The following is a 15,450-nucleotide window of genomic DNA, read 5'->3' on the forward strand; positions in this document are numbered from 1 at the left end:
CGGACAAGGGCACTCAGCCCGCCTGGGGGTCCCCTGGCGTGTAGCTGAGCCGCTCCACGGTGCCCTTCTCGCCGACCTGCTTGACCTCCTTGCCGTTGACGTACAGCTGCACGGCTCCGGCGTTACCGAGGACCAGGTCGATCCGCTTCTTGTCGGTGATGGTCTTGGACTCGCCCTGCTTGAGCAGACCGTCCTCCAGGAGCTTGCCGTTGGCGTCCTTGGCGGAGATCCAGCTCTGGCCGTCGCGGGCGGTCACCTTGATCGTGACCTTGTCCTTCGGCAGTCCGGCGACGGCGCTGTCGGAGGGGTCCGGCTTGAGGGGCGGCTTGATGGTGGAGGGATGGCGGGTGGGCGCCGGCGCCGGCTTGGCATGGGCGTCACCGGCCGTGATCGGGCCGCCGTCGCTCTTGTCCTCGCCCGTGAAGAGCGTGAAGCCCGCGAATCCGACCACGGCGACGATCGCCGCGACCATCGCCGCGGTCCAATTGGGGCGGCGCGGCTCGGAACGGATCCGTTCGGCCTCGAAGAGCGGTGCGGCGGGGGTCGGCGCGGGCCGGCCGCCGTGCTCGGCGTCGAACTGGTCGATCAGGGGTCGGGGATCGAGGGATACGGCACGGGCGAGCGCCCGGATGTGCCCCCGGGCGTAGACGTCGCCGCCACAGCGGGAGAAGTCGTCCTGCTCGATCGCGTGCACGAGAGGGATGCGCACCCGTGTCGTCGTACTGACCTCTTCGACGGTCAGTCCCGCTCCGATACGGGCTTTCTGGAGGGCAGCACCGACGGAAGGCCGGTCTGCTTCGGGGGAGTTGCCGATGGACACGGAGGCGCCTTTCGAGCGTGTAGCCACCTGCTGGAAGTTCAGTCTAGGGGTGGAGCGAAAGGGTCGGGCAAGCGGGAGAGCGGACTTTGTACGCCATCAGAACGCCGTCGGCGGTGCCCTCGGTCTCGATGGTGCGGCATCGTTCCCTCATCTCCCTCAACTTGACGTCTCGGCAGCAGAAACGGTTGCTTTCTTCTTCCTGCGAGTGACCCGGATGTCTGTGCTACTCGGTAGCCTCCCCCCGGATCACCGCCAGCACTCCGTCCAGTTCATCAGGCTTCACAAGAACGTCACGAGCCTTGGAACCCTCGCTCGGCCCGACGATGTTCCGCGACTCCATCAGGTCCATCAGCCGGCCGGCCTTGGCGAAGCCCACCCGCAGCTTGCGCTGGAGCATCGACGTCGACCCGAACTGGGTGGAAACCACCAGCTCAGCGGCCTGACACAGCAGATCGAGGTCATCGCCGATGTCCTCGTCGATCTCCTTCTTCTTCGCCGTGCCGACCGTGACGTCGTCGCGGAAGACGGGCGCCATCTGGTCCTTGCAGTGCTGGACGATGGCCGCGACCTCCTCCTCGGTCACGAACGCGCCCTGCATGCGCACCGGCTTGTTGGCGCCCATCGGCAGGAACAGCCCGTCGCCCTTGCCGATCAGCTTCTCGGCGCCCGGCTGGTCGAGGATGACCCGGCTGTCGGCGAGCGAGGAGGTGGCGAACGCGAGCCGGGAGGGCACATTGGCCTTGATCAGGCCGGTGACCACATCGACGGACGGGCGCTGGGTGGCGAGCACCAGGTGGATGCCGGCGGCCCGGGCGAGCTGGGTGATACGGACGATCGAGTCCTCCACGTCCCGCGGCGCGACCATCATCAGGTCCGCCAGCTCGTCCACGATGACCAGCAGATACGGGTACGGCGCCAGCTCGCGCTCGCTGCCCTCGGGTGAGCTGACCTTGCCGCTGCGGACCGCCTCGTTGAAGTCGTCGATGTGCCGGTAGCCGTAGGCCGCGAGGTCGTCGTAGCGCAGGTCCATCTCGCGCACCACCCACTGGAGCGCCTCGGCGGCGCGCTTGGGGTTGGTGATGATCGGCGTGATCAGATGCGGGATGCCCTCGTACGCGGTCAGCTCGACGCGCTTGGGGTCGACCAGCACCATCCGGACGTCCTCCGGCGTGGCCCGCACCATCACCGAGGTGATCAGGCAGTTGATGCAGGAGGACTTGCCGGAGCCGGTGGCACCGGCCACCAGGACGTGCGGCATCTTCGCCATGTTGGCCATGACGTAGCCGCCCTCGACGTCCTTGCCGAGCGCCACCAGCATCGGATGCTCGTCGCCCGCCGCGTCGGCCAGCCGCAGCACATCGCCGAGGTTGACCATCTCGCGGTCGGTGTTGGGGATCTCGATGCCGACCGCGGACTTGCCGGGGATCGGGCTGATGATGCGGACGTCGGGGCTGGCCACCGCGTAGGCGATGTTCTTGGCCAGGGCGGTGATCTTCTCGACCTTGACGGCCGGGCCGAGCTCGACCTCGTAGCGGGTGACCGTCGGGCCGCGGGTGAAGCCGGTGACCGCGGCATCGACCTTGAACTCCTGGAAGACCGTGGTCAGCGCGGTCACTATGGCGTCGTTCGCGGCGCTGCGGGTCTTGCCGGGCCCGCCCCGGGAGAGCAGGTCCAGCGAGGGCAGCGAGTAGGTGATGTCGCCGGACAGCTGGAGCTGCTCGGCACGGGCCGGCAGCGCGCCCGAGGGCTCGGGCGGGGCCTTGGTGAAGTCCGGCACGGCCGGGGTGCGCTCGGTCGGGGACGGCTCCGGCTCCGCGCCACGGGCGGGCGGCACCGTGCCGCTCTCCCCCGCGGTGTCCTCGCCGTCGCGGCCCCGGCGCTCCCCGGAGATGCTGCTGCTGAGGCCGGCGACGAGCGGTGAGGGCTGGACGCCGTGCAGCACCGCGCCGTCCAGTGCGGCGGCGGCCGCGGCGGCGACATCCACCGCGTCCATCGGCCGGTCCGGGTCGGACGGAGCGGAGCCCCGGCGCGGCCGGCGCCGCTTGGCCAGCGCCGCTTCCTCTATGGCGTCCGGGTCGTGCGCGGCCGGGGCGGCGGCGCTGCGGCGCGGCTTGCGGGCGGGCTGCTCGCGCCACTCCTCCGCGTACTCCTCGACCTCGTCGTGCTCCACCTCGGGATGCACCACGCCCAGCTTGATGCCGAGCGCCCGCAGCCGCTGCGGGATGGCGTTCACCGGCGTCGCGGTGACCACCAGCAGCCCGAAGAGGGTCAGCAGCGCCAGCAGCGCCACCGCCAGGGTCTGTCCGACGGTGAAGATCAGCGGCTTGGACGCGACCCACCCGAGATAGCCGCCGGCGTCCTGTATGGCGGCCAGGCCGTCGTTGCGGCCCGGCGAGCCGCAGGCCATCGCGACCTGTCCGAGGACGCCGACCACCAGCGCGGACAGCCCGATCACGATCCGGCCGTTGGCCTCCGGCTGCTCGGGGTGCCGGATGAGGCGTACGGCGATGCCGCCGAGCAGTATCGGTACGACCAGATCGAGCCGGCCGAACGCGCCGGTCACCAGGAGCTCGACGAGGTCGCCGACCGGGCCGCTGAGGTTCGACCAGGTGCCGGCCGCGATCACCAGCGACAGCCCGAGCAGCAGCAGCGCCAGCCCGTCCTTGCGGTGCGCCGGATCGAGGTTCTTCGCGCCGCGGCCCACCCCGCGGAACATCGCCCCGATGCCGTGCGCGAGCCCCAGCCAGCAGGCGCGGGCGAGACGGTAGATCCCGCCGGTGGGTGACGGCGCCGGTTTCGGAGCGGTCTTCTTGGCGGCGGCCTTCTTGGCCGGTGTCCTCTTCGCGGCCGCCGCCTTCTTGGCCGGCGGCTTCGCGGACGACTTCTTCGCGGCGGCCTTCTTGGCGGCGCCGCCCGCGGTCCGTCCGGCGCGCTGCTTCGAGGGGCCCGTCGCGCTCTGGGTTCCCTTGCCGGACGTACGTGAGGCCATGGCGACGAGATTACAGGCGAACGCAGGCATGACACGAGCGCACGGCGCTTCACCCGAACGTGTCGCGCGCCCGTCTCATGAAGGGGCGTCAGTCACCCCGCGACGCTTCCCGACCCCGGCTCCAGGGCATCCAGCGCCCTGCGCAGTCCGGTCAGTTTGCGCTCCAGATGCGCCGCGGTGGCGACCGCCGCCGCGTCCGCCGTCTCGTCCAGCTGCTTGGACAGGGCTTCGGCCTGCTCCTCGACCGCGGCCAGCCGCGCGGAGAGCTCGGCGAGCAGCCCCGCGGACTCCCGCGCCTCGTCGGCGCTCGGCCGCCCGCCCTCCAGCTGAAGCCTCAGCAGGGATGCCTGCTCCCGCAGTTGGCAGTTCTTCATGTACAGCTCGACGAACACCGAGACCTTGGCGCGCAGCACCCACGGGTCGAACGGCTTGGAGATGTAGTCCACCGCGCCGGCCGCATACCCGCGGAAGGTGTGATGCGGGCCGTGGTTGATGGCCGTGAGGAAGATGATCGGGATGTCGCGGGTCCGCTCGCGCCGCTTGATGTGCGCGGCGGTCTCGAAACCGTCCATCCCCGGCATCTGCACATCGAGCAGAATCACCGCGAAATCGTCCGTGAGCAGTGCTTTGAGCGCTTCCTCCCCGGACGATGCCCGCACCAGTGTCTGATCGAGCGCGGAGAGGATCGCCTCCAGCGCCAGCAGATTCTCCGGCCGGTCATCGACCAGGAGGATCTTGGCCTTCTGCACCATGGCCCGTCCTCCTCGCCCCGGCATCGAACCGGACGCCGCCCCAGGGGACGACTCCGTCACGCCGCCCGTCCTTGTGCCGGTCATGGTAGCTGCACCCCGCCTGTCGCCACACCCTGTCACCGCGATGTCACTGTGCACGTAGCAGAAACGCAGACAGGGACCAGAAGGTTCCCCGGATCCCACGCTTCCACACGTCCGCGGCAACACTGAGTCAGCACGCGATGATCCCCTTTCCCCTCCATACTGGACGCTCCGTCACTCCGCCCGCATCCATTGCTCCATGACCGACAACAGATGATCGGTATCCACCGGCTTGGTCACGTAGTCGGAGGCTCCGGAGTCGATGCTCTTCTCCCGGTCGCCCTTCATTGCCTTCGCGGTCAGCGCGATGATGGGCAGTCCGGCGAACTGCGGCATCCGGCGGATCGCCGCCGTCGTCGCATAGCCATCCATCTCCGGCATCATGATGTCCATCAGGACCAGCACGATGTCGTCGTGCTGCTCCAGCACCTCGATACCCTCGCGCCCGTTCTCCGCGTAGAGCACCGACAGCCCGTGCTGCTCCAGGACGCTGGTGAGGGCGAAGACGTTGCGGATGTCGTCATCGACGATCAGCACCTTCTCACCGTGGAAGCCGCCCTCGAAGGCCGGGTCCACCAGATCCTGGCCGTTGCCGAGCCAGGGCTCCTCCGCGGGCTGCTGGGGAGCCGGCTGCGGCGGCGCCGGGGGCGCCTGCTGGGGCGCCGGGGCCGGCTGCCGCCCGGAGAGCTCGAAGCGCCGCGGGGTGCCCTGAATCGCCCGGCGGCGGCGCCGGTTGAGGCTGCCGCTGGAGCCCTGCTCGTGCTCCTGGCGCTCCTCGGCCTCCTGCTGCCCGACCTCCGTCTCGCGCGCCTCCGCGTCCATCGCGATGCCGCCGGCCACCAACTGCGGGTAGCCCTGCGGCGGCAGCCCGCCCGGGTTGTGCGGCAGGTAGAGGGTGAACGTGGAGCCGCGGTTCGGCTCGCTCGCGGCATGGATCTCGCCGCCCAGCAGCCGGGCGATCTCCCGGCTGATGGACAGGCCCAGGCCGGTGCCGCCGTACTTGCGGCTGGTCGTGCCGTCCGCCTGCTTGAACGCCTCGAAGATGACCCGCATCTTGCTGGAGGCGATGCCGATCCCGGTGTCGGTCACCGAGAAGGCGATCATGTCGGCGTCCGGGTCGCGCAGCGAACCGTGCTCCAGCAGCTGCTCCCGGATGGCCACCGGGACATCCGCGCCGGCCGGCCGGATCACCAGCTCGACGGCGCCGCTGTCGGTGAACTTCACCGCGTTGGACAGCAGGTTGCGCAGCACCTGGAGCAGCCGCTGCTCGTCGGTGTGCAGCGTCGCCGGCAGCTCCGGGGAGACCCGTACGGAGAAGTCGAGCCCCTTCTCCGCGGTCAGCGGCCGGAACGTGGCCTCCACATAGTCGACGAGCTGGACCAGCGCGATCCGCGTCGGGCTGACGTCCATCTTGCCGGCCTCGACCTTGGACAGGTCGAGAATGTCGTTGATCAGCTGGAGCAGGTCACTGCCGGCGCCATGGATGGTTTCGGCGAATTCGACCTGCTTCGGGGAGAGGTTCCCCTCGGCGTTATCGGCCAGCAACTTGGCCAGAATCAGCAGGGAGTTGAGCGGCGTGCGCAGCTCGTGCGACATGTTCGCCAGGAACTCCGACTTGTAGCGCATCGAGACCGCGAGCTGTTCGGCGCGCTCCTCCAGGACCTGCCGCGCCTCCTCGATCTCGGTGTTCTTCACCTCGATGTCGCGGTTCTGCGCGCGCAGTTGCTCGGCCTTCTCCTCCAGCTCCGTGTTGGACAGCTCCAGCGCCTTCTGCCGGCTCTCCAGCTCGCCCGACCGCTCCTTGAGCTGCTCGGTCAGCTCCTGCGACTGCTTGAGCAGCACCTCGGTCTTGGTGTTCACCGAGATGGTGTTGACGCTGGTCGCGATCATCTCGGCGATCTGGCTGAGGAAGTCCTTCTGGATCTGGGTGAACGGCTGGAAGGACGCCAGCTCGATCACACCGAGCACCTTGTCCTCGAACAGCACCGGCAGCACGATCACATTCGCCGGCGGCGCCTCACCCAGCCCGGAGGCGATCTTGAGATAGCCGGACGGGACGTTCTCCACCAGGATGGTGCGCCCCTCCTCCGCGGCCGTGCCGATCAGCGTCTCGCCCGGCCGGAAGGTCGTCGGCATCCCACCCATGGCGTAGCCGTACGAGCCCATCAGCCGCAGCTCGTACGCACCGGCCTCGCCGCCGTCCGCGCCGATCTCCTGGCTGTCGGGCTGCGCGGCGAGGAAGAACGCGCCGTGCTGGGCGGAGACCGCGGGCGACAGCTCGCTCATGATGAGCGTGGCGACGTCCTTGAGGTCGCGCCGGCCCTGCATCAGACCGGAGATCCGAGCCAGATTGCCCTTGAGCCAGTCCTGTTCCTCGTTGGCGAGGGTGGTCTCCCGGAGCGTGGAGATCATGGTGTTGACGTTGTCCTGGAGCTCCAGGATCTCGCCGGCCGCGTCCACGTCGATGCGGACGTTGTGGTCGCCGAGGGTGACCGCGGCGGCGACCGCGGCGATGGCCCGCACCTGACGGGTCAGGTTGCCCGCCATCTCGTTCACCGATTCGGTCAGGTCCCGCCAGGTGCCGGCCACGCCGCGCACCTGCGCCTGCCCGCCCAGCTGGCCTTCCGTGCCCACCTCGCGGGCCACTCTGGTGACCTGCTCCGCGAAGGACGACAGCTGGTCGACCATGGTGTTGATGGTGGTCTTCAGCGCGAGGATCTCGCCCCGCGCATCGATGTCGATCTTCTTGGTCAGATCGCCCTTGGCGATGGCGGTGGTGACCATGGCGATGTTGCGGACCTGGCCGGTGAGGTTGTTGGCCATCGAGTTCACGGACTCGGTGAGGTCCTTCCACGTACCGGCGACGCCGGGGACGCGGGCCTGACCGCCCAGGATGCCGTCGGTGCCCACCTCACGGGCCACCCGGGTGACCTCGTCGGCGAACGACGACAGCGTCGTGACCATCGTGTTGACCGTGTCGGCGAGCTGCGCGACCTCGCCGCGCGCCTCGACCGTCACCTTCTTGGTGAGGTCTCCGTTGGCAACCGCCGCCGAGACCTGGGAGATGTTCCGCACCTGGATGGTCAGGTTGTTGGCCATCAGGTTCACGTTGTCGCTGAGGTCCAGCCAGATACCGGTGGCCCCCGGCACCCGCGCCTGACCGCCCAACTGGCCCTCGGTGCCCACCTCGCGGGCCACCCGGGTCACCTGCTCGGCGAACGACGACAGCTGGTCGACCATCGTGTTGACGGTCGTGACCAGTTCGAGGATCTCGCCCTTGGCATCGACGGTGATCTTCTTGGAGAGATCACCGCGGGCCACCGCGGTCGTCACCTCGGCGATGTTGCGCACCTGCGAGGTGAGGTTGTTCGCCATGAAGTTGACGGACTGGGTGAGGTCCTTCCACGTACCGCTGACGCCCTGCACCTCGGCCTGCCCGCCCAGGATGCCCTCGGTACCCACCTCACGAGCGACCCTGGTGACCTGCTCCGCGAACGAGGAGAGCTGGTCGACCATGGTGTTCAGGGTGTTCTTCAGCTCCAGGATCTCGCCCCGGGCGTCCACGTCGATCTTCTGCGACAGGTCACCGCGGGCGACCGCCGTGGCGACCTGCGCGATGTTGCGGACCTGGGCCGTCAGGTTGCCGGCCATGCCGTTCACGGAGTCGGTCAGATCGCGCCAGACGCCCGCGACGCCCGGCACCTGCGCCTGACCGCCCAGCCGGCCGTCCGTACCGACCTCCCGGGCGACCCGGGTGACCTGCTCGGCGAAGGCGGAGAGCTGGTCGACCATCGTGTTGATGGTGTTCTTCAGCTCCAGGATCTCGCCGCGCGCGTCCACGTCGATCTTCTGGGAGAGGTCACCACGGGCGACCGCCGTCGTCACCTGCGCGATCTGCCGCACCTGTGAAGTCAGGTTCCCCGCCATGAAGTTGACGGAGTCGGTCAGTTCCTTCCAGGTGCCGCTGACGCCGTCCACCCGGGCCTGGCCGCCCAGCCGGCCCTCCGTGCCCACGTCCCTGGCCATCCGCGTGACCTGGTCGGCGAACGAGGACAGCTGGTCCACCATGGTGTTCACGGTGTTCTTCAGCTGGAGCATCTCGCCGGAGACATCGACGGTCACCTTCTGCGAGAGGTCACCGTTGGCCACCGCGGTCGTCACCTGGGCGATGTTGCGCACCTGCCCGGTGAGGTTGCGGAAGGCGGTGTTCACGGAGTCCGTGAGGTCCTTCCACGTCCCCGCGGCGCCGGGCACCGCCGCCTGGCCGCCCAGTTCGCCCTCGACCCCGATCTCCCGCGCGACGCGCGTCACTTCGGCGCCGAACGACGACAGCTGACCCACCATCGTGTTGACGGTGTTCTTCAACTCCAGCATTTCACCGGCCACATCGACGGTGACCGTCTGCGAGAGGTCACCGTTGGCGACCGCCGTCGTCACCTGCGCGATGTCCCGCACCTGCGCCGTCAGGTTGCGGAAGGCGGTGTTCACCGAATCGGTGAGGTCCTTCCACGTGCCGGCCGCGCCCGGCACCTGCGCCTGCCCGCCGAGCTGGCCCTCGGCGCCGACCTCGTTCGCCACCCGCGTCACTTCGTCCGCGAAGGTCCGCAGCGTCTCGGTCATGGTGTTGATCGTGTCGGCCAGCTGCGCGACCTCGCCGCGTGCACTGACCGTGACTTTCTGCGACAGATCACCGTTCGCGACGGCGGTGGTGACCTGCGCGATCCCGCGCACCTGTGCGGTGAGGTTGCCGGCCATGAGATTGACCGAATCCGTCAGGTCCTTCCACACGCCGGCGACGCCGGGGACCTGCGCCTGACCGCCCAGCTCGCCCTCCGTACCGACCTCCCGGGCGACCCGCGTCACCTCGGAGGCGAACGAGGAGAGCTGGTCCACCATCGTGTTGACGGTGTTCTTCAGCTCCAGCATCTCGCCGGAGACATGGACGGTCACCTTGCGCGACAGATCACCCTTGGCCACCGCGGTGGTGACGAGAGCAATGTCACGTACCTGGGCCGTCAGCCGGGACGCCATGGTGTTGACGGATTCCGTGAGGTCCTTCCACGAACCCGACATTCCGCGCACCCGCGCCTGGCCGCCGAGCTTGCCCTCCGTACCGACCTCACTGGCCACTCTCGTGACCTCGTCGGTAAAGGCGGAGAGCTGGTCCACCAGCCCGTTGACGGTCCGGCCGACCTTCAGGAATTCACCCCGCAGGGGGTGCTCCGAAGAGCTGTCCGAACTGCGCGAGCGCAGATCCATCCGCTGTTCCAGGTCGCCCTCGGAGACCGCCGACAGCACCCGTCCCACCTCGGAGACGGGCCGTACGAGGTCGTCGACCAGCGCATTCGAGGCGTCGATCGCCGCGGCCCAGGAGCCCTCGGCGGCGCCGACCTCCAGCCGTTCCGTGAGCTTTCCCTCACGGCCGACGACCCGGCGCACCCGCGTCAGCTCGCCCGTGAGATGCAGATTGCGGTCCGCGACCTCGTTGAAGACGGCCGCGATCTCCGACATGACGCCGTCGCCGGAAACCGTGAGCCGTTTGCGGAAGTTCCCGTCCCGCATGGCCACCAACGCGACCAACAGCCGATTCAGCGCAGCCGTATCCACTTCGGTCGTCCCGTTGTTCCGGGATCGTCCGCCTTTCGCGCGCGTGCTTGCGCCCCGCGCCGCTGCGCCAGACTCCACCGTGTCCCTCCCGCAGGGTTGACCGTTCTACCCGGGCTTTCTCTTGATACTTGCCCAGTGTTTCACCATGGCTCAACCAGGCCATAACAGTTCGGCAGCATCGCACACCGTCCCGGTGCACGATTGGGGCGGAAACACACGTGACCGGCATCCTTGGGTGCGGCGAAGGTAAGTAACCTGGCATACGGCTGTCCACCGCCCCGACCATGGCGCGCGGGCGGTGGGGCGAGCACAACAGGTATTCGGAGGGGCGCCGCGACCATGGGGGAGCAGATCACCGACACACGCATGAGGAGACCAGTGATCACCGCGCGGGCCGCCGCAACCTTCGAGCCGGTCGGGCGCTCCGTCGCCACTGCCCGTGCGTTCGTCCGCGACACCCTCCAGGGCTGGGGCTGCGCCGACATCGTCGATGACGCCGTCGTCCTGACCAGTGAGCTGGTGACCAACGCGGTGGTGCACGCCGGCACCGCCGCCGATGTGCTGTGTCTGCGCGACGACGGCGGAGTGAAGATCTCCGTCGCCGACCGCTACCCCGAACGCGAGATCCCGCTCCAGAACGCCGGCCAGGTCGTCGTCCACCCCGACCGCGAGGGCGGCCGCGGCCTGCTGCTGTGCGGCGCGCTGGCCTCCCGCTGGGGCGTCGAGTACACCGCCGCCCAAAAGCACGTGTGGTTCCAGCTGGATCTCCCCGAGCGCCCGGCCGGCACCCGCTCCGCGGGCCCCGCGCTGCCTGTGGACGCCCTCCCGGTCGCCGACGCCCGGGTCCGCGTCGCCGTGATCCAGATCGACCGCGGCGGCTGTATCAGCTTCTGGAACGAGGACGCCCAGGACCTCTTCGCCTACGACCCCGAGCAGGTCATCGGCAAACCGCTCACCGACTTCGCCGCCTGGCCGCACACCCCCGGCACCGGCACCGGCATCGTCGAGGCGCTCCAGCTGTCCCGCTGGGAGGGCTCCTACGGCATAAGGGGCGCCGACGGCCGGGTCGTCCCCGTCTACGCCTCCCACCTGCGCGTCCGCGACGCCGACGGGGAGGCCTCCACGGTCTGCCTCCTGGTGCGCGACCACGAGCGCGCGATCCTCCAGAGCCCGCAGCGCACGCCCGCCCCGGACGCCGCCTCCCAGGCCGCCCAGTCTGCTCAGTCGGCGGTTCACCCGTCCGACCCGTTCGAGGTCTTCATCGGCTCCCCGGCCCCGGACGACCTCGACGGCCTGCTCCAGCGCACCGTCGAACGCGCCCGCGACATGCTCGACGGCGACGCCGCCTACCTCCTCCTGGCCACCGACGACGAGACCGAGCTGGAGGTCCGCGCCTCCACCGGCCTGCCCTCGGCCCGCCAGCGGTTCGCCCGCGTCCCCGTCGAGGCCGGATCCGGACGCTACGGCTCCGCCCGGATGCCCGCCGTCCACGAGGACCTCACCGCCGTCCCCGGCGCCGTCCCGCTCCTCAGCGGCACGGGCATGCGCTCGGTCGTCACCGTCCCGCTGAAGGTCGAGGGCCGACTGACCGGCTCCCTCGGTGTCGCCGCGGAGGGCGCCGGCCGCTACACGAACGAGGAGGCGCTCCGGCTCCAGTTCGCCGCCGACCGCATCGCCCTCGCCGTCGAACGCGCCCGGCTGACCGAGCTGGAGAAGCTGCGCCGCGGCTCCCTCTCCTTCCTCGTCGAGGCCTCCGACCTCCTGGCCGGCACCCTCGACCGCGACCAGACCCTGGCCCTGATGGCCCAGATGACGGTCCCGACCCTCGCCACCTGGTGCGCGGTCTACACCGTCGCCGACCCGGCCTCCGAGCCCGAACTCTCCTATGTCCTGCACGAGGACGAGGACCGGATCGACGGCCTCAAGACGCTGCTGATGAAGGTCGATCCGCCCGAGCCGGTGCCCACCCCCGGCGCCCGGGTATGGACCGCCCCCGGCGACGCCGCCCACGACGCCGCGCTGCGCACCTCGATGCGCAGCCTCGGCCTGGGCAACTCCGCCCGCCCCTCCACCGGTCCGGGCACCACGCTCGCCACCGCCTCGGCCGTCGGCGGCGAGACCGTGGTGCTCCCCCTCGTCGCCCGTAACCGCGTCATCGGCATGCTCACCCTGGGCAAGCCCACCGAGGAGCACTTCCGCCAGGAGATCCTGGAACTGGCCGAGGACCTCTCCCGCCGGGCCGCGCTCGCCCTGGACAACGCCCGCCTCTACTCCGAGCGCACGGCCATCAGCCAGTCCCTCCAGCGCAGCCTGCTGCCCCCCGAACTCCCCGTCATCCCCGGTGTGGAGGTCGAGGTCATCTACCGCGCGGCCGGCGAGGGAAACGAGGTCGGCGGCGACTTCTACGACCTCTTCCCCATCCGCGACGGCGCGTACGGCTTCGCCATCGGCGATGTCTGCGGCACGGGCCCGGAGGCCGCCGCGGTCACCGGCCTGGCCCGGCACGCGCTGCGGCTGCTCGCCCGCGAGGGCTTCGGCGGGCCCGCCGTTCTGGAGCGGCTGAACGCCGCCATCCTCGACGAGGGCGCCCGCAGCCGCTTCCTGACCCTCCTTTACGGCGAGCTGTGGCCGCAGGACGACGGCAGCGCGGTCCTCAAGGTCGTCTGCGCGGGCCACCCCCTGCCGCTCCGGCTGCGCCAGGACGGCACGGTCGAACCGGCCGCCGAACCCCAGCCGCTCCTCGGCGTCATGGACGACCTGGAGCTCTACGAACAGACCGTCACCCTCGACCCCGGCGACGTCCTGCTGTGTGTCACCGACGGCGTCACCGAACGCCGCGAGGGCACCCGCATGCTTGGCGACGACGGCCTCACCGACGTCCTGACGACCTGTACGGGACTGACCGCCGGCGCCGTCGCCGCCCGCGTGCTGCGCGCCGTGGAACGCTTCGCCGCCGAACCCGCCTCCGACGACATGGCCATCCTCGCCCTGCGCGTCCCCGAGTTCCAGGCCGGCTGACCAGGGGCGGCGGCCCGTGTGATCCGGCTCACAGCCGTCCGGCCGCTGCCCCCGTCACCACCTGCACCCTTGCGTACGGCGCAAGTCACCCTTGCCCGCCTTGCACTGGAGTCATCCCCAACGGCCGCCCACGATACGGACCATGACTTCCACACCCGCCGGCTCGCCCGGCGACCTGCTCGCCGTCGTCAGCCAGACCGGTTCGACCGTCACCTTCTTCGACGCCGCCACCCACGCACCCGTCGAGGTGCTGCCCGTCCCGCCGCAGCCCCACGAGCTCTGCTACGACCCGGACCACCGGCTGCTGTATTGCGCCAGCACCTACCGCTCCGGCTACTACAACGCCCACCAGGGCCGGTCCCACCAGATCACCGTCATCGACGTCGACACCCGCAGCATCGTGGACACCCTCGACACCGCCCCCGACCACGCCCCGCACGGCCTGGCCCTCGACCGTGCCCGCGGCCGGCTGTACGCCAGCGTGGAGGCCACCGACACCGAGCCCGGCGGCGTCCTGGTCTACGACACCCGCACCCACACCCGCGTCGGCCGCATCTCCACGATGGCCCCGGGCCCGCACTGGTTCGCCCTCACCCCCGACGGACGCTTCGGCTACACCACCAACAAGGAAGCCCCGTTTCTCTCCGTCGTGGATCTCGCACACGATGAGTGCATCGGCCGCATCCCCGTCACCGGAAGCGAAGGACTCACCCTCGCCCCCGACGGCCGTCATGCCTACGTGGCGGCTCCCCAGGCCGACTTCACCGCCCCGCCCTCAGCGCCCACGGGCATCCACGTCATCGACACCACCACCCACGAAATCGTCCGCACCCTCCCCACCAAGGGACAGGTCATGCCGGTCCACGCCACCTCGACCGGCCTGCTCCTGGCCGGCGAAATGCGCCCGGGCACCGCACCCGGCGGCCCCCTGGACTCTCAACTCCCAGGAGTCCTGACCGTCTTCGCCGCCGATACCCTCGCCCCGCTGGGTGAGGTCGAGGTCGGACGGGTCCCCCTCACCATCACCTCCTCCCCCAACGGCCGCCTCGGCTATGTCTCTTCGAATCTCTCCAGCACCGTCACCGTCGTCGACCTCACCACCCTGAGCCCGCTCGCCACCCTGGGAATCGACCGCACGGACCTTTCCGGCGCCCACGGCCTGGCCTATATCGAATCCCGGCAGAACTGACGGATATCGCGGCACCGCGTCCCAACACGACAAAGGCCCCCGCCACTTGGCGGGGGCCTTGTCCTCTGGAGCCCCAATACGGAATCGAACCGTAGACCTTCTCCTTACCATGGAGACGCTCTGCCGACTGAGCTATTGGGGCGCGGCAACGGAATAGATATTACCCCAACTCGGCGGCAGGTTCGAACCGCACCCGGGCCACTCCCTAAAAGGCCGGCTGAAGCAATCCGCCCAGCGCATTGCACGCACCGACCAGCTTGTGCAGCTCCCGCCGCGACATCCCCGCGTGCACGGGCAGCGCCAGCGTCTCGTCCACCGCCCGCTCCGTCTGCGGCAGAAACACATCCCGCCGCAGCCCCGGCATCCGGTACACCGGAGCCAGCACGGGCACCCGGCACGCCACGCCCTTGGCCCGCAGCGTCCGCGCGAACGCGTCCCGGTCCGGCCGCCCGTTGCCCGGCACCCGCACCACATACTGCTCGTAGCTGTGCCCCGCCGCCGGCGTCGGCGTCCTGACCCCGTTGAGTCTGCTGTCCAGATACGCCGCATGCGCCCGACGCAGGTCCGCGCCCTCCGGGTCCACCCCGGGATCGTCCTCCACGAGCACCAGCAGGCCGTGCCGCTGACCCACTTCACGGATCCAGCCGGCATCCGCCCGCCGCCCGAAGCGGTTGACCGCCACGACGGCGGCGGTCTGACTCGTCACCACGTCCGCCACCGCGGCCGGGTCGAGGCAGTAGCTGTCGCCGTCCACATCGGCGAACACCGGCACCGCGCCCAACTCCACCACGGCCCGGGCCACCTCGGCGCTGCCATACGCCGGCACCACGACCTCATCACCCGCACGCACACCGGCTGACTTGAGCGTTCCAACTGTCCGCATGACACGGATCCTGGTCAGCTGAGATGAACTTCGAGTTACGCGCATCACCCGGGGGGCAGAACAAAAAAGCTCCGGTCCCTGAACCAGAGGCTCAGGGACCGGAGCTGAAAA

General features: G+C 69.8%; 7 protein-coding genes and 1 tRNA gene. 2 read left to right on the forward strand and 6 right to left on the reverse strand.

Translation table 11 applies throughout. From position 1 onward, the window contains the following. Positions 1-13 precede the first annotated feature (13 nt). The 4 genes from AC3EUV_RS25150 to AC3EUV_RS25165 all read right to left on the reverse strand — a co-directional run bounded on the left by AC3EUV_RS25150 (position 14) and on the right by AC3EUV_RS25165 (position 10,327). Positions 14-820, reverse strand: coding sequence for a helix-turn-helix domain-containing protein (locus AC3EUV_RS25150; RefSeq protein WP_432143991.1), 807 nt, complete (start codon positions 818-820; stop codon positions 14-16). 223 nt (positions 821-1,043) lie between these two features. Beyond that, entirely contained in the window at positions 1,044-3,809 is a 2,766-nt protein-coding gene (locus AC3EUV_RS25155) for a DNA translocase FtsK (RefSeq protein ID WP_432143992.1), read from the reverse strand. A gap of 92 nt (positions 3,810-3,901) precedes the next feature. Continuing rightward, entirely contained in the window at positions 3,902-4,561 is a 660-nt protein-coding gene (locus AC3EUV_RS25160; protein ID WP_042159926.1) for a response regulator, read from the reverse strand. 255 nt (positions 4,562-4,816) lie between these two features. Continuing rightward, entirely contained in the window at positions 4,817-10,327 is a 5,511-nt protein-coding gene (locus AC3EUV_RS25165) for a HAMP domain-containing protein (RefSeq protein WP_432143993.1), read from the reverse strand. 261 nt (positions 10,328-10,588) lie between these two features. Here AC3EUV_RS25165 and AC3EUV_RS25170 point away from each other — a divergent pair, with 261 nt between their 5' ends. Both AC3EUV_RS25170 and AC3EUV_RS25175 read left to right on the forward strand, forming a co-directional pair. Then, the gene (locus tag AC3EUV_RS25170) at positions 10,589-13,267 is read left to right on the forward strand and encodes a SpoIIE family protein phosphatase (protein WP_432143994.1); all 2,679 of its coding nucleotides are present in this window, start codon (positions 10,589-10,591) and stop codon (positions 13,265-13,267) included. Positions 13,268-13,409: 142 nt separating this feature from the next. Then, positions 13,410-14,456, forward strand: coding sequence for a YncE family protein (locus AC3EUV_RS25175; protein WP_435603951.1), 1,047 nt, complete (start codon positions 13,410-13,412; stop codon positions 14,454-14,456). A 66-nt stretch (positions 14,457-14,522) separates the two neighbouring features. Here AC3EUV_RS25175 and AC3EUV_RS25180 read toward each other — a convergent pair. Then, a tRNA-Thr gene (locus AC3EUV_RS25180) sits at positions 14,523-14,598 on the reverse strand. Between the two features lie 63 nt (positions 14,599-14,661). After that, positions 14,662-15,339 (reverse strand): DegT/DnrJ/EryC1/StrS family aminotransferase, encoded by a 678-nt coding sequence (locus tag AC3EUV_RS25185; protein ID WP_435603952.1) that lies wholly within the window; start codon positions 15,337-15,339, stop codon positions 14,662-14,664. Positions 15,340-15,450 lie beyond the last annotated feature (111 nt).

The organism is Streptomyces sp. bgisy130 (assembly GCF_057708345.1).